We start from the raw sequence: 19,015 nt of genomic DNA, 5'->3' as shown, positions 1-19,015 counted from the left end.
CCTCCTATCGGGGGCCTCAGAACCACCGATCTGCGTCCAGCAGCGCTCGCTGCAAGGCGTAATGCAGTGGTCCCCCTTGATGGGGGAGGGGCAGGGGTGGGGGTGGCTACGGCGGCTGAAGCCGCGCACGGCCTCCGGCTCAGAAGGTCACCCCCATCCCCGACCCTTCCCCCATCAAGGGGGAAGGGGGAGGTTGGCTAAACCGCCAGCCGCTTCAGCCGCTCGCGCAGGTCCACCAGTTCCGGCATCGGCGTGTCGAGCCGGCAGAAGAACTGCTCGGCCACGCCCAGGGCCTGGTCACGCATGGCGTCGCCGGCGTCGGTCAGCGAGATGATCACCCGCCGCTCGTCGTCGGGATCACGACTGCGCGCGATGAGGCCCGCGCCCTCCAGCCGTTTCAGCAGGGGGGTCAGGGTGCTGGATTCGAGGTCCAGCGCCTGGCCCATCTCGCCGACGGTGCGCGGGCTGTGCTCCCACAGCACCAGCATGGCCAGGTACTGCGGATAGGTCAGGCCCAGGGCGTCCAGCAACGGCCGGTACAGGCGCGTGACCCGGTTGGCCGCGCTGTAGAGCGCAAAGCAGAGCTGGCGGTCGAGGCGCAAGACCTCGACCGCTTTGTCCAGGGCTATGTCGGCGTCCGAGGTCATGCAGCCTTTACGTTGAGGGCGACATCGATGTTGCCGCGGGTGGCGTTGGAATAGGGGCAGACCTGGTGCGCCGTGGCAACCAGGGCTTCGGCCTCTTCTTGCGAAAGGCCCTGGGTTTCGACGTCCAGCGCCACTTCCAGCTTGAAGCCGACTTCCTGCGCGGCCAGGCCGACGACGCCGGTGACCGTCGAGCCGGTCAGCGGGATCCTCTTCTGGCGGGCCACGAAGGCCATGGCGCTCTGAAAGCAGGCGGCGTAGCCGGCCGCGAACAGCTGCTCGGGATTGGTGCCGTCTTCCTTGCCGCCCAGGGCCTTGGGCATGGCCAGGCGCACGTCCAGCAGGCCGTCGTTGCTGCGCACGGTGCCTTCGCGACCGCCGGTGGCCGTGGCGCGGGTTTGGTAGAGAGTGCTCATCGGTTCGCTCCTGCGATTGAATTAGTGAGAACGATTTAATCGTGCGCGATATGTATTCAAGGGCGGGCGGTGATTTTTCGCAGGGGGGAGGCGCGGGCCCAGGCTTGCCCCGGCGACGGCTTCGTGTCCCACTCGGCGGGTCGGGGCGCTGAAGAGGTGAAGACCATGTTCAGGCTCATGCCGCTGTCGGTGGCCGCCGTCGTGCTCGTCGTTCCCGCCGCCGCCCTGGCCCATCACGGCTGGAGTTCCTACGACGCCGAAAAGGCCATCAAGATCACCGCGCCGGTGACCGACGTCTCCTGGGGCAATCCGCACGGAGCGGCCAAGGTGCGCCACGCCGGCAAGGTCTGGGACGTGGTCCTGGCGCCGGTCGCTCGCATGGAGGCGCGCGGGCTCTCACGCGAGATGCTGACCTCGGGCAAGGCGGTGACCCTGGAGGGCTACCCGCGCAAGGACGGTGTCGCCGAGATGCGCATCGAGCGCGTCACGGTCGACGGCAAGACGGTCGAGCTGCGCTAGGTGGAGTTGGTCGCGGCGCTGCACGACTCCGCGTTCGGGGCGTGGGCGCGGGGCTCGTCCTTCGCCTATCCCCTGGCCAACCTGCTGCATCTCGCCGGCCTCGTGCTGCTGGTAGGCGCCATAGGCCTGTTGGACCTGCGGCTGGCCGGCGCCTTCCGCGCGCTGCCGGTCGCGGCCCTGTCGCGCGCACTGACGCCGATGGCCGTGGCGGGGCTGGTCCTGATGGTCCCCAGCGGCCTCGTGATGTTCGCCGCCGACGCCAAGACGCTGGCGATGTCCGGCGTGTTCCGCTGGAAGCTGGCCTTGATCGCCGCAGGCCTGGTCAACGCCGCGGCCTTCCGTCTGCTGTGGGGCCGGCGGCTGTCATCCTGGGACCTCGCCGCGCCGCCGGCCGCGCGGGTCATGGCTTTGGGCTCGCTGGTGCTGTGGGTCGCCGTCGGCACCTTGGGTCGCCTGATCGCCTACGGCTGAGCGGAACCGCGCCCCAAGCCGGGCCGTTGCAGGGGCGTTCACCGGAGGAGCCGCCTTGGAAGCCAACGCCGCCTATGGTCGGGCCCTGGCCCGCGCGTTCGGCGGAGCCCTGTTGTTCTCGTTCCCGCTGCTGATGACCATGGAGATGTGGTCGCTTGGCATGGCGGTGGAGCGGTCGCGGTTGCTGGTCTTCCTGTTGCTGTCGCTGTCCATGCTGCTGGGCCTCTCGTACTACGCCGGGTTCGAGCCGACCTTCCGGCTCAAGGACGAGGTGCTCGACGCCCTGGCCGCCTTCGGAGTCGGCTTCCTGCTAGCCGCGGCGCTGCTGGCGACGTTCGGGGTGCTGGGGCGGCACGGTCTTTTTTCCCAGGCCGATCTCGGCAAGATCGCCCTGTGCGCCGTGCCCGGCGCCATCGGGGCCCTGGTGGCCGGCAAGCAACTGGGCGAGGGCGCGCCTTCCAACCGTGAGAAGTCCGAGGCCGGAACCCTGGGCGAGATCTTCCTGATGGCCGTCGGCGCGTTGTTCCTGGCCTTCAACGTCGCCCCGACAGAGGAGATGATCCTGATCGCCTACCAGATGGGTCCGTTGCAGGCGCTGCTGCTGATGGTGTTGTCAGTGCTGCTGCTGCACGCCTTCGTCTATCGCCTTGGCTTTCCGGGCGAGAGCCGGCGGCGCGAGGCGGGCGGGCCGTTGCGCACCTTCGTCGGCTTCACCGCTCCAGGCTACGGCGTCGCCCTGGTCGTCAGCCTTTACCTGCTCTGGACCTTCGGGCGTACGGACGGCGTCGCTCCGCACGAGATCGCCACCATGACCATCGTCCTGGCCTTCCCGGCCGCCCTCGGCGCGGCCACCGCGCGGCTGGTGATCTGATGGCGACCACGACCAGGACCCGCGCGGCCGCGAAATCGGCCGCCGCCAAGCCGGCTTCCGCCCGGCGCAAGGGCCCAGGCCGCACGCGCCCGCCCAAGGACGACATTCCGCCGCTGGAGTGGATTTCGGCCGCCGTCGGTCTCCTCTGCGCCCTCGTCGCCATCGGCTTCGTCGGCTGGGACGCCCTCGTGGGCGAACGCTCTCCTCCGTCCATCGAGGTGCGGCTGGTGGCGGTGACGCCTACTCCGCACGGCTTCGTCGCCGAGGTCGAGGCGATCAATCACGGCGGCTCCCCCGCCGCCCAGGTGGCGATCGAGGGCGTGCTGAGCGGGCAGGGCGAGCCTGAGACCGCGCAGGCTACGCTGGACTATATTCCCGAGCAGTCGCGAGCCGACGGCGGGCTGGTGTTCGAGCACGATCCGCGCGTGGGCAGGCTGGTGCTGCGCGCCAAGGGCTTCGCCGACGCCTCGTGACGTCCTTTGAGAAGGCTCAGGCCGCCCAGGCGGCCGCGAAACGCTTCAGCTGCGAGCGGGCGGCGCTTTCGTGCACGGTCCCGTGGCGCTCCAGGCGCAGGAAGAGATCGCCGGCCGTATGGGCTGCGCGGGCCGGCAGGCCCTGGCCGTTCAGCCGCACCAGGCCCCGCTCGGCGGCCTTGGTCGAAATCCACACGGTGCGCGGGCCGATGACGGTGTCCAGCTCCACGCGCCCGCCCTCGGCCAGCACCTTGGCGTCCAGCCGGACGGTCAGCCACAGGTCGTGGCCGCGCACCATGGCGGCCGGGTCGGACTGGATGCGGACGATCAGCAGGGTCTCGCCGACGCGAACCGTATCGCCGTGGCGAAGGCCCGCGGGCAGGGTCAGGCGCAGGCGACGGCCGGCGACCTCGGCTTCCAGCGCTCCGCCCGTGAAGGCGAAGGCCGGCTCGATCTCGAGCACCGCCTGGCTGGGCATCGCCTGGGTCGCCACGGTGGCCGGGGGGAAGCCCAGCCCGGCCGGCGGCTCGACGCCTTGCAGCATGCGATAGGCGGTCAGCACGTCGCGGAACAGGGCCGCGTCGCCGCCGGGACGATCCGGGTGGGCGCGCTTGGCGGCTTCGCGATAGGCCGCGCGCAGCTCGCGCTCGTCGGCGCCGGGCGCGACGCCCAGGATTGCGCGGGCGGCGGAAAGGGACAGGGAAGGGGCCGAGGCGGCGGTCATGCCGCGACCCTGCGCCGACTTGGTCAACGGGGCGTTAAGTTAACTTCTTCAGCGCGGAAGTGCGGCGATCAGCGCGAAGACGCCGAACATGAGCAGCATGCCGCCGAAGATGGCGATGACCGCCCAGGATCCGCTGCGCCTGTGCCAGGTGAGGGGAAGGTGCGTATCGGGGCCCTCGATCCTGGCGCGACGCCGCCATCGCCAGGCGAAGTCGAAGGCGAACCAGGCGCCGGGCGCAAAAAAGGCGGCGAGGAACGCCTTGCCGATCCCGAAGCCGAACGTCGCCGGCGGCTGGGCCTGGATGATCTCCATACCCCTCCAGGCCAGGAAGGCCAGCAGCAGGAGCAGCGGGAGCCAGGCGAGACGAGCACGGGTGGCGAGGGTCATGCGCTGATATCTGAAGGGCGCGTAGGTAGCGGTCAAGCATGGCCCCCGGGGAAGGACGAGCCTATATCCGGGTCATGACCGACGCCCCGCTGATCCCCGCCTCGCCCAGCGAAGACGACTATGTCGCCCAGGTGGCCACCGCCACCCCGCCGCCGCTGCTGCCGGAGGGCGATCCGATCCACCTGTTCGGCGAGTGGCTGGCCGAGGCCGGCAAGTCCGAGCCCAACGATCCCAACGCCATGACCGTCTCGACGGTCGACGCCGACGGCATGCCCGATTCGCGGATGGTGCTGCTCAAGGACGTCGATAGCCGCGGCTTCGTCTTCTACACCAACCTGGAAAGCGCCAAGGGCGTCGAGCTGGCGGCCAATCCCAAGGCCGCGCTGCTGTTCCACTGGAAGTCGCTGCGTCGTCAGGTGCGGGTGCGTGGGATCGTCGAGCCCGTCAGCCAGGCCGAGGCCGACGCCTATTTCGCCAGCCGCGCCCGCCACAGCCAGCTGGGCGCCTGGGCCAGCGACCAGTCGCGGCCGCTGCCCGACCGCCTGGCGCTGGAGCGTCGGGTGGCCGAGGCGGGCCTGAAGTACGGCCTCATCGGCAAGGTGCCGCGCCCGCCGCATTGGTCGGGCTTCCGCATCGTGCCGCAGGTCATCGAGTTCTGGCGCGACCGGCCCTTCCGCCTGCACGAGCGTCTGGTCTACGACCGCGTCGACGGCGCCTGGGCCACCAAGCGGCTGTTCCCGTAGGCGGCTCAGCGCAGCCCCGCCTCCACGGCGGCCAGCTTGCGGCGGTAGAGCTCGTCGGTCTTGGGACCCCCGAAGGCGTTGCAGTAGCGCAGGGCCGCGGCCTTGCGGGTCGCGACGTCGTAGCCCCTGGCTTCCAGGCCCGCGTCGCCGCAGCGCGCCGCGCCGGTTTCCAGCGCCACGGCCAGGCGGGCCATCCTCGCGGTTTCGCCCGCGCCCTTCGTGTCGCCGCTGCGCGCCTGCAGCCAGGCGATCTGCGGCAGCAGGGCGTAGTTGGCGGCTTCGTGCAGAGGCAGGCTGTCGGCGGTTCGAAGAGCCTTGAGCGCCTCGCCCTCGCGTCCGGCGGCGAGGGCGTCGTAGCCCCTGGCGATGGCAGCGCCGTAGCGGACGTCGGGCCCGCCCGTTTCACGCTGACTGAACAGGCCGGCGTCCGGGCCGGCGAGGGCTGGAGCGCTGGCGGCGAGGGCGAGCAGGGTGGCGAGGACAGTTCGGCGCATGGGCGTCCTGCGGGGTATGCCATGATCGGCGATCGGTAGATTATCACCACTCATAACGCGCAAAAGTTGCGTAAGCGCCACGCTCGACCTTAATCGTCGAGCGTGATCACCCCGTCCCGTACCGCGCCAGGAAGGTCTCCACCGCGTCCTCGGCGATCTGGCTGACCGGCCGATCGGCCTGCACCTCGTCGCCGGCCGAAAGGCCCAGCACCAGGGTGGCGTGGTCGAGCATGCCCATCAGCTGGCCCGCCGCCCAGGACGGCTTGTCGACCTTCAGTTCGCCCGAGGCGTTCAGCTCCTCGACCACCTGGATCGCCGCCCCGCCCAGAGACTCGCGGGCAGCGCCCAGGAAGTGGTCGGCCACCCCCTCGAACCGCCGCCGCTCGGCCGTCACCATCCGGAACATCGCCCGCGTCGCCGGGGTGGCGAAGAACTCGGCATAGGCCTGCGAGAGGGCGGTGAGGCGCGCGCGGGCGTCGCCGACGGCTTTGGCGCTCTCGCGTACCGGCTGGGCCATCGTCCGCACGCTGTCGACCACGACGGTGCGGAACAGCTCGGCCTTGCTCGGGAAGTACGCATACAGGGTGGCGGTCGAGACGCCCGCCGCGCGGGCCACCGCCTCCATGCCGGCGTCCGCGTAGCCCTCCCTGAGGAAGATGTCGCGAGCCGCGGCCAGGATCTCGGCCTTCTTGTGCTCGGACCGCTTCAGTCCGGCGCCGATGAGCATGGGATTCCTCAACATCAGACTGTGATGGTTAAACGCTACTATCGCGTAAGTAGATCGCGCAAGCGTCCGCGAGGACTTGCACCGAACTTTGCGCTATGGGACGCCCGGGCGCCGCCGATCGGGCGGGCGAAGACGAAGGTTGGACGGCGTGATCAAGGACGCGGAAGCGGCGCGCGAACAGGAAGTGGCGGCCTGGCTGGGAGATAAGGCCGACCAGACCATCGAGACCTCCTGCGCTCGGGTGTTCCTGGTGGGCGAGTCCGCCTTCAAGGTGAAGCGCCCGGTCGACTTCGGTTTCTTGGATTATTCGACCCTGGAATTGCGTCGCTGGTCGCTGCAACGCGAGCTTTCCTTCAATCGCGCCGCCGCGCCCGACATCTATCGCGCCGTGCGCCAGCTGACCCGCGCCGCCGACGGCGGCATCGAGATCGACGGGGCCGGCGAGGTGGTCGAGTACCTGCTGGAGATGCGCCGGTTCGACGGCGAAGCCGTGCTGGCCTCGCAGCCCTGGGCCATCGACGACGCCCTGGAAGAGTCGCTGGGCCGCACCATCGCCCAGTTCCACGCCGGCGCGGCGTTGCGCCCGCAGGGCGGCGGCGTCTCGGCGCTGGGCTACACCATCGCCTCCAACGCCAACCTGCTGCGGGGCCTTGCCCCGCGCCTGGGCGCCCAGGCCGTCGAGCGGCTGGTCGAGGAAACGGACCTGGCCCTCAAGCGCCTGGGCCCGCAGCTCGACGCCCGCGCCGCCGAAGGCTTCGCCCGCCACTGCCACGGCGACCTGCACCTGGGGAACATCCTGATCGAGGACGGCAAGCCGATCCTCTTCGACTGCATCGAGTTCAACGACGCCCTGTCGGACATCGACGTGCAGTACGACCTGGCCTTCCTGCTGATGGACCTGGACTTCCGCCGTCGCCGCGACGCTGCCGGCCGGGTGCTGAACGCCTATCTCGACGAGGCCGCCCGCAAGTTCGGCGAGGGCTTGTGGACGGGCCTTGCCGCCCTGCCGCTGATGCTCAGCGTCCGCGCCGCCGTGCGCACCCACGTCTGGGCCTATACCGGCGACGACGAGGCCGCGCGCGCCTATCTGGCCACGGCCATCGAGCACCTGGCCCCCAAGCCGGTCAGCCTGGTGGCCACCGGCGGCCTGTCGGGTTCGGGCAAGTCGACCTTCGCCCGCGTCTGCGCGCCGGGCCTGGGCGCCGCGCCGGGCGCGGTGGTCCTGCGCACCGACGAGATCCGCAAGCGCCTGTGGAACGTGCCCTCGCTGCAGCGCCTGCCCAAGGAGGCCTACACCCCCGAGGTCAGCGATAAGGTCTATGACGAGCTGTTCCGCGACGCCGAACTGGTGCTGAAAGCCGGCCGCTCGGTGGTGGTCGACGCCGTCTTCATCAAGCCCGAGCAGCGCGCCCGCGCCGAAGCGCTGGCCAGGAAGCTCGACGTCGCCTTCCAGGGCGTCTGGCTGGAAGCCCCGGCCGACGTCCTGCGCGCCCGCGTCGCCGCCCGCGTCAACGACGCCTCCGACGCCGACGTCGCCGTGCTGGAAAGCCAGCTCGTCCGCGAGACCGGCGACATCGATTGGCGCCGGGTGGATACGGTCAGCGCCTTCGAGGACGAGGCGAGGGCGCTGGCCGAGCAGATGGGGTGACAAACCCAAGATCCTCCCCCTGAAGGGGGAGGTGGCCCGAAGGGCCAGAGGGGGAAGTCCCTCCTGAACTTGAAGGTGCTGATGAGGTGGGAAGTCACATCCCCCTCCGTCGGCTTCGCCGACACCTCCCCCTTCAGGGAGAGGGTCTCGAAATCTACCCCACCGCCGCCGCCGGCGGGGGGCTCCGGTCCACCGCCATGGCGATGGCCGCGATCAGGTCCAGGGGCTTTACCGGCTTGCCCAGGTGCTCGTCGAAGCCCAGCTTCAGGAACCGCTCGCGGTCGCCCGCCATGGCCGATGCCGTCAGCGCGATCACCGGCATGTCGGCCGCGCCGGCCGCGCCCGACCGGATCTCGGACAGGGCGGTCACCCCGTCCATCACCGGCATGTTGATGTCCATCAGCACGCAGTCGAAGTGCGATGCCTTCAGCGCGTCCAGCGCCTGGCTGCCGTCCTCGACCACCGTCAGGTCGACGCCGGCGGCCTCGAGCATCAGCCGCACGACCATCTGGTTCATCGGATTGTCCTCGGCCATCAGCACGCGCGGCACAGCGCCGTCGTCCTGGACGTCGGGCGTCGTCGGGACGGGCAGGGCCGGGACCTCGGGCCGGGGCGCGCGCAGTAACAGCAGGAAGCGCGCGCCGCGCTCGGCCGGCTCCAGGCTGAGGTCGCCGCCCATCCGGCGGGCCAGGGCGCGGGCGATGGTCAGGCCCAGCCCCATGCCGCCATAGGCGCGCGACACGCTTTCATCGGCCTGGGTGAAGCTTTCGAAGATTCGCTCGGCGAACGCCGGGTCGATGCCCGGACCGGTGTCGGTGATGCGGATCGCCACAGTCTCAACCCCGTCGGGCGCGGCGCCCTGGCCTGAGACCTCGATGGTCACGCCGCCCACGCGGGTGAACTTCAGCGCGTTTGACAGCAAGCCGCTCAGCACCTGGCGGATACGGGCCGGGTCGGCGTGCAGGCGCTCTGGCGCCGAGGCGTCGATACGCACGTCCACCGACAGTCCCCGGACCATGGCCATGTCGCGCCAGGTGTCGGCCACGGCGTGGACCAGGTCGTGCAGGTCGAAATCGCAGGGCGTCAGTTCGGCGTCGCCGGCGTCCAGGCGGGCGATGTCGAGCACGTCGTTGAGCAACTGCATCAGGCTGTCGCCCGAATGGATCATCAGCTCGACATAGTCGCGCTGGCGCTCGTCCAGGTTCGTGGCCTTCAGGGCGTGGGCCAGGCCCAGCAGGCCGTTCATCGGGGTGCGCATCTCATGGCTCATGGTCGCCACGAACACCGACTTCACGCGCGAGGCGGCCAGGGCGCGTTCCTTCTCCTGCCGCAGCCCGCGTGTCAGCTCGTCCATCTTGCGGGCTGCGGCGCGGTTCAGCAGCATGGCGTTGATGGTGGTCGCCACCAGCATCAGGATCGCCCAGCGGTTGGTCAGCGAACCCATGCCGTGGGGCGCGATGGTCAGAAACGGGAAGGCCGCCAGGCACAGCAGCGGCGGGGCCGTGGTGATCGCCAGCAGGCTGATCGGCTGGTGGCGGAAGTTCTGGGTGAAGATGATCTGGCCCGCGCACACGCCCAATGCCGCCAGCCGCAGGTCCTGGTCGGGGAACATCCACAGCGCGACGGCCAGCCACGACCACACCACGTTGATCGGGATCGAGGCCAGTACGAAGAGGGCCCGGTCGCGATTGGTCACGGGCCCGGTGAACCGGCGGATGACCAGAGAGGCCAGGGCTTCCCCCGCCGCCAGGGCGCCGAACCAGCCGGCGGCCATGGCTGGACCCAGAGCGATCCCGACGACCATGGCCACCAGGGCGGCGGAGACCAGACGCGACACCGTCAGGCGGCGCGTGTCGTTCGCCACCTCGTCAAGCCGTTCGTCGGCGCCTAGAGCATCGAGCCATTGCATGGCCGCGCACCCCGTCCCGCACCTGGAGCGAACCAGGCCGTGCTGAAGCTAACCGCAAAACGGCGTTCTGGGAGTGAACGGGCCATGCGGCCGATCAGCGCGGCCGTGTGGAAGCCTTGCTACTCTACGCCTCCGTGCAGGTGCGCGCAAAGTGGGCCTGCGCCCCTGCTCGCCTGGGGCGCGCCATGCGTTGCGCCGCGGGGCAGGCGCCGCTAGCCTCTCCTGAACAACGATAAGCAGGACGCGGGAGAGCGGTTTCGATGCAAGGTTTGATGCAGCACGGCGCTCTGACGCTCGACAAGATCATCGATCACGCCGCCCAGTGGCACGGCGGTCGCGAAGTGGTCACCCGATCGGTCGAGGGCCCCATCGTCCGCACGACCTACGCCGAGATCCATAATCGGGCCAAGCGCGTCTCCAATCTCCTTCTGGCGCTGGGGATCAAGCCGGGCGACCGGGTCGGCACCCTGGCCTGGAACACCGCCCGCCACATCGAGACCTGGTACGGGATCATGGGCATCGGCGCAGTGTGCCACACCCTGAACCCGCGCCTGTTCCCCGAGCAGATCGCCTGGATCGCCGACCACGGCGGCGACCGCGTGATCTTCACCGACCTAACCTTCCTGCCGATCATCGCGGGGATCATTCCCCGCCTGCCTAATGTCGAGCACGTGGTGGTCTTCACCGACCGTGACCACATGCCCAAGGACTTCCACCTCGCCGGCGACGCCCCGCACTTCAAGGGCCTGCTCTGCTACGAGGACCTGGTCGCCGAGCAGTCGGCCGACTGCGTCTGGGGCGGGTTCGACGAGGGCACGGCCGCGGGCCTCTGCTACACCTCGGGCACGACGGGCGACCCCAAGGGGGTGATGTACTCGCACCGCTCGAACTTCCTGCACACCTTCATCACCATGCAGCCCGACGTGATGGGCCTGTCGCAGCGCGACGTGATCCTGCCGGTGGTGCCGATGTTCCACGCCAACGCCTGGGGCGTGGCGTTCTCGGCCCCGGCCACCGGCGCCAAGATCGTCATGCCGGGCGCCAGGATGGACGGCGCGGCGATCCACGAACTGCTCGAGACCGAGGGCGTCACCTTCTCGGCCGCCGTGCCCACCGTCTGGCAGATGCTGCTGCAGCACCTGGAGAGCACGAACTCGAAGATCACCACCCTGAAGAAGGTGGTCATCGGCGGCGCGGCCTGCCCCGAAAGCATCATCCGCGCCTTCCACGACAAGTACGGCGTCGAGGTGGTTCACGCCTGGGGCATGACCGAGACCTCGCCGGTCGGCACGCTGTCGACCATGACCGACCAGCTGGAAAAGCTGTCCTACGACGAGCAGATCCCCTACCGCCTCAAGCAGGGCCGTCCGCCGATGGGCGTCGAGCTGAAGCTGACCGACGACGACGGCAAGCCACTGCCGCACGACGGCAAGGCCTTCGGCCACCTGAAGATCCGCGGGCCGATCATCGCCGCCGAATACTTCCGGGGCGCCGGCGGCAAGATCCTCGACGAGGAAGGCTTCTTCGACACCGGCGACGTGGCGACCATCGACGAGATGGGCTTCATGCAGATCACCGACCGCGCCAAGGACGTCGTGAAGTCCGGCGGCGAGTGGATCAGCACGATCGAGATCGAGAACATCGCCGTCGGCCATCCCAAGGCCGCCCTGGCCGCCGTGATCGGCGTGGCCCATCCCAAGTGGGACGAGCGTCCGATCCTGCTGGTCAAGCTGAAGGAGGGCGAGACCGCCACCAAGGAAGAGTTCATCGACTTCCTGCAGGGCAAGATCGCCAAGTGGTGGATGCCCGACGACGTGGTGTTCGTCGACGAGATCCCGCTGGGCGCCACCGGCAAGATCGACAAGAAGCTGATCCGCCAGCGCATGAAGGACTACGTCCTGCCGACGCTCGGTTCGGCCGCCGCTGGGTCTGCCACCCTGGCCGCCGCCGACGGCGCCCAGGCCGCCGTGCTGTACGCCCCCGAGCCGGTCGAGGCGCCGGAGGACGTGGTCGAAGACGGGGAGGCTCCGGCGGCCGAGGCCCCCGTCGAGCCGGTCCATGAGCCGGAAGTGGTCGCCGCGCAAACCGCCACCGAGGCCGCCGCCGAACCCGTCAGTGTCGAGGCCCTGGCCGCCGCGCTGCCTGATCCCGAGCCGGCCCCGGTCGTTCAGGCCGCGATCGCCGAACCGGTCTCGCCCGAGGACGTGTTTCCCCACGAGCCCCTGGTCGAGCCGCAGGCCAGGCCCCTGGCGGCCACGCCCGAAGAGGCCTTCGACGCCCCGCCGGTGTTCGTCGCCGAGGAGGCGCCGCTGGCCATGCCGCTGAGCGCCTCCAGGTCGCGCAAGGCCAAGGCCTCGTCGGACGGCAAGGGCGGCTGGGCCGCGCCGATCCTGACCGGCGCGGTGGTCATCGCCCTGGCCCCGGCGGTGATGGTCGTGGTCGGCGCCCTGGGCGCCAAGTCCGGCCTGCTCGACAAGACGCTGGCCTATGACTTCCTGACCCGAGACCTGGCGCCGCTGGTCGCCTGGTTCAGCCTGCTGACCGGCCTGCTGGGCGTGGTTGTGGCCATGATCGGCGGCATCCAGCGCCACTGGCACCGGGCTCTGCTGGCCCTGGCGATCACGGTGGCCACCCTGGGCGTCTTCTTCCTGGCCACGGGCACGAGCGCCCGCGCCGCGCCGGTGGGCGACGTGGCCACCGACTGGAAGGCCCCGCTGGGTTTTTCCGACAACGTCCTGGCCCAGCGCGGCGAGGCCGCCGCCCCGGTGCTCGACGAGCCCAGCCTGCCGGTCGGCTCGGAGCTGTTCGCCGGCCGCCGCGTGGCCGAGGTCAACGCCGAGACCTGTCCGGCGGCCCGCACACTGGTGCTGACCCGCTCGCCCGCCGATGCCTACGAGGCGGCCAAGGTCGGCCTCCAGGCCAAGGGTCTAAAGCTGGTCACCGACGATCCCGGCGAGGGCCGTCTGGAAGCGACCGGCGCCAGCTTCTGGTACGGCTTGCGCGACGACGTGGTGGTCCGTATCCGCCCTGACGCTGGCGGCGCCCGGGTCGACGTCCGCTCGATCGCCCGCGAGGAGGGCGGCGATCTGGGTCGTAACTGCGGCCGCGTCACCGGTGTGCTCAAGGCCATCCAGGGATAGATTTAAAATCCACCCATCCGGGTGTGTGATTTTATACAACCTTCAGGCGTCCGGCGCGGCAAGTTGCATGAGAGCGAACGGGGGAGGCTCTCATGCTCCGCAATGGCAAGGACATCGCCGACGGCGCGGTGATCACCACTCAGGTCTGCATCGTCGGTTCCGGCCCCGCCGGGATCACCGCCGCCTGGGAACTCCAGAAGGCCGGGGTGAAGGTCACGCTGATCGAGGGTGGTCCCAACAGCCCTGGCGGCGCGCTCGACCCGACCTGGGACGACAAGACCCTGCTCTACGCCGGCAAGGCCGATGGTCAGTTCGCCGAATCCGAGCCCGATTTCCTGATCCGCCCCAACAAGGACACCCAGGATTACGGCCCCTGGGAGCGCGAGCGGATGTTCGGCGGCACGTCGGCCCACTGGGGCGGGCAGTCGCGGCCGCTGGACCCGATCGACTTCGAGGCTCGCCCCGGCTTTCCCGGCTGGCCGATCGACCGCGCCGAGCTTGATCCCTACTATGCCGAGGCCGCCCGGCTGTGCGTGCTGCACGGCGACGATTTCAGCCCCGAGACCTGGGCCGGGATCCTCGGCGCCGAGGTTCCGGAGCTCACCGGCTTCGACACCACGATCTACCAGTACCTGGGCAAGCCCTATCGGAACTTCGCCCTGCGCGCCTTCGACGGCGTGACCATCGCCGACAGCGACGTCGACGTGATCGTCAACGCCACCCTGCTGGGGATCGACCAGCAGCAGGGCCGCGTACGCAGCCTCAAGGTCGCCAGCATGGACGGGGGCAGCCCGCCGAAGAAGGCCACCGGGTTCACCATCGAGGCCGATATCGTCGTGCTGGCCTGCGGCGCCGTCGAGAACGCCCGCCAGCTGCTGCTGTCGAACGTCGGCAACGATCACGACCAGGTCGGCCGCTACTTCATGTGCCACCCGCTGTCGAACGGGCCGGTGCTCAGCGCCGGCGGGGCCTATCTTACCGACGCCCAGAACCGGCTGATGGCCGGCAAGACCCTCAGCGGCAACCGCCCCGTGCCATGGCAGGACGCCAACGGGGTGCACGTCTCGGGACGGTTCTCGCCCAAGGCCGACGAGCAGAAGCGCCTGGGCGTCGGCAGCTGCTGGTTCTGGGCCGACTACGGCCAGTACTATTTCGAGATGGCCCCCAATCCCGACAGCCGGATCACCCTGGCCGACACGGTCGACCCGGTGTTCGGCCAGCGCCAGACCCACATCACCTGGCTGCTCAGCGATCGCGACGAGGCCACCTACACCCAGACGACGGGGCTGTTCAAAGCCGCGGTCGAGGAGCTGGGCGGCGATTTCTACTGCCAGCCCTGGAGCACCGTGAAAGCAGGCCTGACCGTCAACGGCCACCACATCGGCACCACTCGCATGTCGGCCGACCCGCAGGACGGGGTGGTCGACGCCGACCTTAAGGTGCACGGCCTCGACAACCTCTATGTCGCCGGCTCGTCGGTGTTTCCTTCGACCGGCATCTCCAACCCGACCTTCACGATCATCGCCCTGTCGATCCGCCTGGCCGAGCATCTGCGGGGCAGGGTGGGGGCGCCGTAGCGGTCCTTCCGGCGCAGTGAGCTGGCTCAATTGAGCAGCGTATCGGATCCAACCGCCTTCTTCTCGTCATCCCGGAAAGCCCGCAGGGCTTATCCGGGACCCAGGGGCCGGCGCACTGCAGGTGGCCCCTGGGTCCCGGCTCTACGGCCCGCTACGCGGCCCTTCGGCCGGGATGACGCGTAAAAAGCATCCACGCAATTGGTATGCTCCCTAGACGAGCGGCGCCTCCAGGTGTGCCGACGAAAGGCCCAGGTTGAGCGTGTAGTCGGCGATAATGAAGCCCTGGGCGACGATCAAGTGTCCTTCCGGGTCCGTGGTCGGCCTGAACGAGGTGGCGATCGCGTGTTCTCCCTGCTTGAGCTTCTGCGAGGTCAAGGCGACGACCTGTGCGGTCTGGCCATCGGCCTGGACCAGCTTGTCACCCGGGGTAATCCTGTCGATGGCCAGGAGGCCCCGCGTCGTGAGAACTCTCTGATTCATGGCGCAGGCCAGTTCACGGCCGTCCTCGACCTTGCAGAGGATGGCCCTGGACACCGCACCGGGCCCCGTCCCGCTGGAGAACTGAATTGGGGCGGCTTTCCAGTCCCGGCTCAGTCCCGCCGCCCAGACCATGTCGCCGACTTGGAGGTCTTCGATAGCCTTCGTTTCGGTCGCGCTGATCGCGATCCGGGTTCCGTTCATCAGCAAGGCCGCTCTCCCTCGACAATCGAGCCGCCGGCCATCGCCGACGCCCCCTCAGGCAACGAACGGCGATTGTCGCTCGATGTAAAGTTGAGAGTTCCCCATTTCGGGTCAGCAGCCCGGCAGGGTCACCGTGAACGTCGAGCCTTCGCCGACCCGGCTGTTTACCGTGATCTCGCCGCCCATCTGCCGCGCCAGCCGGCGGGAGATCGCCAGGCCGAGGCCCGTGCCGCCGAAGAGGCTGGCCGCGCCCGGCGCCTGCTCGAAGCGTTCGAAGATCCGTTCCAGCTGGTCGGCGGGGATACCGACCCCGGTGTCGGTGACGGTCATCACGAGCTGGCCGTCGCGCGTGGCGATGACCAGGCCGATCTGACCCAGCTCGGTGAACTTCAGGGCGTTGCCCAGCAGGTTGACCAGGATCTGGCGCAGGCGCGAGGCGTCGCCGCGCACTGTCGGCAGGGCGCCGGCGATCTCGGCGTTCAGCGCGATTTCCTTGGCCAGCGCCCGCTCGGCGAACAGCTCGACGACCGAGCGCGCCACCTCGGCCACGTCGATGGGCTCATCGGTCTCGCTGACCACCCCGGCTTCCAGCCGCGCCAGGTCCAGCACGTCGTTGACGATGGTCAGCAGCTTTTCGCCGGCCGACTTGGCCTTGCCCGCCAGCATCCGCTCGCGGTCGGGCAGGTTGGGCGAGGCGGCCAAGAGGCCGTTGAAGCCGATCACGCTGGTCAGCGGCGTGCGCAGCTCGTGGGTCATGTTGGCCAGAAACTCGCTCTTGGCCTCGGTGGCGGCCTGCGCCCGGCGGGTCAGTAGCTCGTTGCGGGCGTTGAGCAGCCGCAGGTCCATTTCGGTGACCACGATCTGGGCCAGGGCCTTCAGCCGCCGTTTCTCCTCGGCGGTCAGCGGCGGGCGCGGCCGCTGGTCGATGACGCACAGCGCCCCCAGCCGATGGCCGCTGTTCAGCCGCAGCGGCGCGCCGGCGTAGAAGCGGATATTGGGGTCGTCGGTGACGAACGGATTGTCGCGGAAGCGGTCGTCGCCCTCCGGGTCGAGCACCTCCAGCACCTCGTCGGATTCGATGGTATAGTGGCAGAAGGCGTCCTCGCGCGGCGTGCCGCCCGGCTCCAGCCCGACGATGGACTTGATCCACTGGCGGTCGGCGTCGATCAGGGTGACGGCGGCGATCGGCGTGTCGAAGAGTTCGGCGGCCAGGGCGGTGATCCGGTCGAACGCCGCCTCGGGCGGGGTGTCGACCAGGCCGTACTCATGCAGGGCCGCCAGGCGCGCGGTCTCGTCGCTGGTGAACATGAAGTCTTACGCCGCTCGAACTCGGCGCGGGAGGAGAGCGCCAGCGCCCATTTCAGCAAGGGTGGCGGCCTGTGTCGAGTATCGGACCATCGCCGTCTCGACGGACCGAACGGATTACTGCCCGCCGGCCGGCGCCGCGTCCACGCTTGCGGGCTGAGGCGCGTTCACTGCCATCGCGGCGTTGGCCGCGCGTTCCTGCTCCAGCGCCTTCTTCTTCTTGTCCTGGTCGTGATGCCACTTGATCGAGAAGAACATGCCGATCCCGAGCACCAGGATCTTGAGCGGGAAGAAAACGATAGGAAACCAGTTCGCCCAATCCACAGCATTACTCCGTCGGGGGCGCTGAAAGCTAATTCGCAGCGTCTCGCTAACGGAGGGCGGTCTACCAACTTTATTCGTGCGGGTGTCGTGGACAAAGTGTCCAAGCACGGCGCGTCGCCTGATGTCCGCAGCGTCGCTGCGCGGTCCCGCCTGGAGACCGCGCAGCTGCTCGCAATCAGCCCCTGGCCAGCGCGCTGGCCGTCTTGCCGTCGTACTGGCCGCCGAAGCTGGTCTTCAGGTGGGCCATGATCGAGCCGACATTGGCGTCGGGGTTCTTGGCCCGGAAGTCGTCGATGGCCTCGCGCAGTTCCGCTTCCGACATCTGCTTGGGGCCGTAAGAGGACAGGATCGCGAGTTCGGTCTCGGCCGCCTTGGTCCGCTCGTCCACCTTCGACGTATCGCCGCCGGCCTGGGCCAGGCGTGCGCGCTCGGTCGCCAGGTTTTCCAGCGTCTGCTTGGTGTTCTTGGCGAACTTGGCGACGGTCGCGACGACCTTCTCGTCAGTGACCTCGGTCACGCCGCGCTTGAATTCCTCGGTCGTGATCTGCGTGGCTTCGCCGATCAGGGTGGTGAGCACGTCGGCCTTCAGACGATCGTTCTGCTTGCGCGCGGCCAGTTGGTCAGCCTTCAGCTCGTCGAGCAAAGCCATGTTGTCGTCCTTTCGGTTCACGCTCTTCGATAGCGCTGTAGGTCATGATGACCGCAGTACTTTCAAGAGCGCGTCGCGCCCGCCGCTACAGATACTTCATCCACGGCTGGCGGCTGGCCCGTTTCACCGGGCCAAACCAGCGGCAGGCGTACCAGCAGGGAACCGCGACCAGGGCGGCCAGCAACCAGATCGAGGCCACGCCCGGCAGGCTCCACAGCTCGCCCTGGTTAGGGCCCAGCACGGCGACGGCGAGGAGCTGCAGCAGGTGCAGGGCGTAGAGGTGGATCAGGTAGAAGAACAGCGGCGCGCCGCCCAGCACCGCCAGCCATGACACCAGCCGCGCCGGCGCCTTCTCCAGCCCCGCCAGCAGCAGGGCGCCCAGGCCCAGCGTCAGCAGCAGGAAGTCGGCCGACGGCGGGTACTTGGTGACGTTCAGCCAGCTCATCACGGTGCGGATCGGGCTGGAGCCGACGACCCAGGGCGTCTCGCCATAGCCGTTCAGGGTGCGCAGGATCACCAGCAGCGCCAGCGCTCCGAAGCCGGTCAGCAGCAGGCGATTGCGCCGGTCGCGCCAGGCCCCCACGAACCACGGGCCGACGCCGAAGCCCAGGGCCGCCACGCCGATCCACGGCAGCAGCGGGTACGAGGTGCGGGCCCGCGCGCCCCAGGGCAGGTCGATGAAGCCACGGTCGTGCAGGATCGCCCAGATCGCGTGTCCCGGCTGGCCCTGCGCGATGCTGATCGGGTCCAGCAGGTTGTGGCCCAGCACGATCACGAGGCCCACGGCGACCAGCGCCGCGCGCGGCAGGCGGACCAGGGCCGAAAGCGCGATCATCGACAGGCCGATCGCCCAGATCACCTGCAGGTAATAGGTCTTCGGCGTCAGGTCGAAGCTCCAGGCGAAGCTGACGAAGGTCAACTCCAGGAACACCAGGAAGAGGCCCCGCTTGAACAGGAAGCCCGAGGCGGCGCGGGCGATGGCGCGCGGAGCGTTCCCGCCGGCCTTGCGGCCGTACAGCCAGGCGGCAAGGCCCGTCAGCGCCACGAACACCGGGGCGCACAGGTGCGCCGCCAGCCGGGTGAAGAACAGGGAGGGGGCCGTCGCCTCCACGTCCATCGGGTCGGAAACCTGGGCGTGGATGAAGAAGAACTCCCGCACGTGGTCGACCATCATCAGCAGCATGACCAGGCCCCGCAGGGCGTCGATGGCGGCGATCCGGCCCGCGGAGGGCGGGGGTAGGGCGGTAGAAACGGCGTTGGTTGACAGCATCACCCGAGCGGCATAGCTGATATGAAATAACATTACAAACGGA

20 protein-coding genes are annotated in these 19,015 nt (G+C 69.3%); 8 read left to right on the top strand and 12 right to left on the bottom strand.

What is annotated here, in order from left to right; translation table 11 throughout:
* Positions 1 to 197: 197 nt before the first annotated feature.
* Together P7A99_RS16365 and P7A99_RS16360 are read right to left on the bottom strand one after the other, a co-directional pair.
* Positions 198 to 647 (bottom strand): MarR family winged helix-turn-helix transcriptional regulator, encoded by a 450-nt coding sequence (locus P7A99_RS16365; RefSeq protein ID WP_277794841.1) that lies wholly within the window; start codon positions 645 to 647, stop codon positions 198 to 200.
* A complete protein-coding gene (locus tag P7A99_RS16360) occupies positions 644 to 1,060 on the bottom strand; it encodes an organic hydroperoxide resistance protein (protein WP_277794840.1) in 417 nt (138 codons plus the stop codon). Before P7A99_RS16360 ends, P7A99_RS16365 begins: the two co-directional genes overlap by 4 nt.
* A gap of 165 nt (positions 1,061 to 1,225) precedes the next feature.
* Between P7A99_RS16360 and P7A99_RS16355 the strand changes: the two genes are divergently transcribed.
* The 4 genes from P7A99_RS16355 to P7A99_RS16340 are packed head-to-tail and all read left to right on the top strand — an operon-like array spanning position 1,226 to position 3,394.
* Complete coding sequence (locus P7A99_RS16355; RefSeq protein ID WP_277794839.1) at positions 1,226 to 1,579, top strand: DUF6152 family protein; 354 nt, start codon at positions 1,226 to 1,228, stop codon at positions 1,577 to 1,579.
* On the top strand, positions 1,580 to 2,050 hold the full coding sequence (locus tag P7A99_RS16350) for a hypothetical protein (protein WP_277794838.1): 471 nt from the start codon (positions 1,580 to 1,582) through the stop codon (positions 2,048 to 2,050).
* Between the two features lie 55 nt (positions 2,051 to 2,105).
* On the top strand, positions 2,106 to 2,921 hold the full coding sequence (locus P7A99_RS16345) for a TIGR02587 family membrane protein (RefSeq protein ID WP_277794837.1): 816 nt from the start codon (positions 2,106 to 2,108) through the stop codon (positions 2,919 to 2,921).
* Entirely contained in the window at positions 2,921 to 3,394 is a 474-nt protein-coding gene (locus tag P7A99_RS16340; protein WP_277794836.1) for a hypothetical protein, read from the top strand. Before P7A99_RS16345 ends, P7A99_RS16340 begins: the two co-directional genes overlap by 1 nt.
* 16 nt (positions 3,395 to 3,410) lie before the next feature.
* Here P7A99_RS16340 and P7A99_RS16335 read toward each other — a convergent pair whose 3' ends face one another.
* The gene (locus tag P7A99_RS16335; RefSeq protein ID WP_277794835.1) at positions 3,411 to 4,118 is read right to left on the bottom strand and encodes a DnaJ C-terminal domain-containing protein; all 708 of its coding nucleotides are present in this window, start codon (positions 4,116 to 4,118) and stop codon (positions 3,411 to 3,413) included.
* A gap of 48 nt (positions 4,119 to 4,166) precedes the next feature.
* Positions 4,167 to 4,505, bottom strand: coding sequence for a hypothetical protein (locus P7A99_RS16330; RefSeq protein WP_277794834.1), 339 nt, complete (start codon positions 4,503 to 4,505; stop codon positions 4,167 to 4,169).
* 74 nt (positions 4,506 to 4,579) lie between these two features.
* On the opposite strand from P7A99_RS16330, the gene pdxH reads away from it, so the two are divergent.
* Positions 4,580 to 5,248 (top strand): pyridoxamine 5'-phosphate oxidase, encoded by a 669-nt coding sequence (pdxH, locus tag P7A99_RS16325; protein WP_277794833.1) that lies wholly within the window; start codon positions 4,580 to 4,582, stop codon positions 5,246 to 5,248.
* Positions 5,249 to 5,253: 5 nt separating this feature from the next.
* Here the strand turns inward: pdxH and P7A99_RS16320 are convergent, their stop codons facing one another.
* Positions 5,254 to 5,742 (bottom strand): hypothetical protein, encoded by a 489-nt coding sequence (locus P7A99_RS16320; RefSeq protein ID WP_277794832.1) that lies wholly within the window; start codon positions 5,740 to 5,742, stop codon positions 5,254 to 5,256.
* A 106-nt stretch (positions 5,743 to 5,848) separates the two neighbouring features.
* Positions 5,849 to 6,469 (bottom strand): TetR/AcrR family transcriptional regulator, encoded by a 621-nt coding sequence (locus P7A99_RS16315; protein WP_277794831.1) that lies wholly within the window; start codon positions 6,467 to 6,469, stop codon positions 5,849 to 5,851.
* Positions 6,470 to 6,617: 148 nt separating this feature from the next.
* Between P7A99_RS16315 and P7A99_RS16310 the strand changes: the two genes are divergently transcribed.
* A complete protein-coding gene (locus P7A99_RS16310) occupies positions 6,618 to 8,117 on the top strand; it encodes an AAA family ATPase (protein ID WP_277794830.1) in 1,500 nt (499 codons plus the stop codon).
* A 154-nt stretch (positions 8,118 to 8,271) separates the two neighbouring features.
* Here the strand turns inward: P7A99_RS16310 and P7A99_RS16305 are convergent, their stop codons facing one another.
* Entirely contained in the window at positions 8,272 to 10,026 is a 1,755-nt protein-coding gene (locus P7A99_RS16305) for a response regulator (protein WP_277794829.1), read from the bottom strand.
* Positions 10,027 to 10,286: 260 nt separating this feature from the next.
* On the opposite strand from P7A99_RS16305, the gene P7A99_RS16300 reads away from it, so the two are divergent.
* Both P7A99_RS16300 and P7A99_RS16295 read left to right on the top strand, forming a co-directional pair.
* Positions 10,287 to 13,166, top strand: coding sequence for a long-chain-fatty-acid--CoA ligase (locus P7A99_RS16300; RefSeq protein WP_277794828.1), 2,880 nt, complete (start codon positions 10,287 to 10,289; stop codon positions 13,164 to 13,166).
* Between the two features lie 92 nt (positions 13,167 to 13,258).
* Positions 13,259 to 14,743, top strand: a complete 1,485-nt coding sequence (locus P7A99_RS16295; protein WP_277794827.1) for an FAD-dependent oxidoreductase — start codon at positions 13,259 to 13,261, stop codon at positions 14,741 to 14,743.
* A 210-nt stretch (positions 14,744 to 14,953) separates the two neighbouring features.
* Here the strand turns inward: P7A99_RS16295 and P7A99_RS16290 are convergent, their stop codons facing one another.
* From P7A99_RS16290 to P7A99_RS16270, 5 genes are all read right to left on the bottom strand, one after another.
* Entirely contained in the window at positions 14,954 to 15,430 is a 477-nt protein-coding gene (locus P7A99_RS16290; RefSeq protein ID WP_277794826.1) for a hypothetical protein, read from the bottom strand.
* Between the two features lie 105 nt (positions 15,431 to 15,535).
* The gene (locus tag P7A99_RS16285; protein WP_277794825.1) at positions 15,536 to 16,732 is read right to left on the bottom strand and encodes a GAF domain-containing sensor histidine kinase; all 1,197 of its coding nucleotides are present in this window, start codon (positions 16,730 to 16,732) and stop codon (positions 15,536 to 15,538) included.
* A gap of 114 nt (positions 16,733 to 16,846) precedes the next feature.
* Complete coding sequence (locus P7A99_RS16280; protein WP_277794824.1) at positions 16,847 to 17,053, bottom strand: hypothetical protein; 207 nt, start codon at positions 17,051 to 17,053, stop codon at positions 16,847 to 16,849.
* A gap of 175 nt (positions 17,054 to 17,228) precedes the next feature.
* On the bottom strand, positions 17,229 to 17,702 hold the full coding sequence (locus P7A99_RS16275; protein ID WP_277794823.1) for a GatB/YqeY domain-containing protein: 474 nt from the start codon (positions 17,700 to 17,702) through the stop codon (positions 17,229 to 17,231).
* A gap of 85 nt (positions 17,703 to 17,787) precedes the next feature.
* Positions 17,788 to 19,005, bottom strand: coding sequence for a DUF1624 domain-containing protein (locus P7A99_RS16270; RefSeq protein WP_277794822.1), 1,218 nt, complete (start codon positions 19,003 to 19,005; stop codon positions 17,788 to 17,790).
* Positions 19,006 to 19,015 lie beyond the last annotated feature (10 nt).

The organism is Caulobacter endophyticus, assembly GCF_029543245.1.
Classification (GTDB): Bacteria; Pseudomonadota; Alphaproteobacteria; order Caulobacterales; family Caulobacteraceae; genus Caulobacter; species Caulobacter endophyticus_A.
This window is presented reverse-complemented; position numbering and strand designations above follow the sequence as displayed.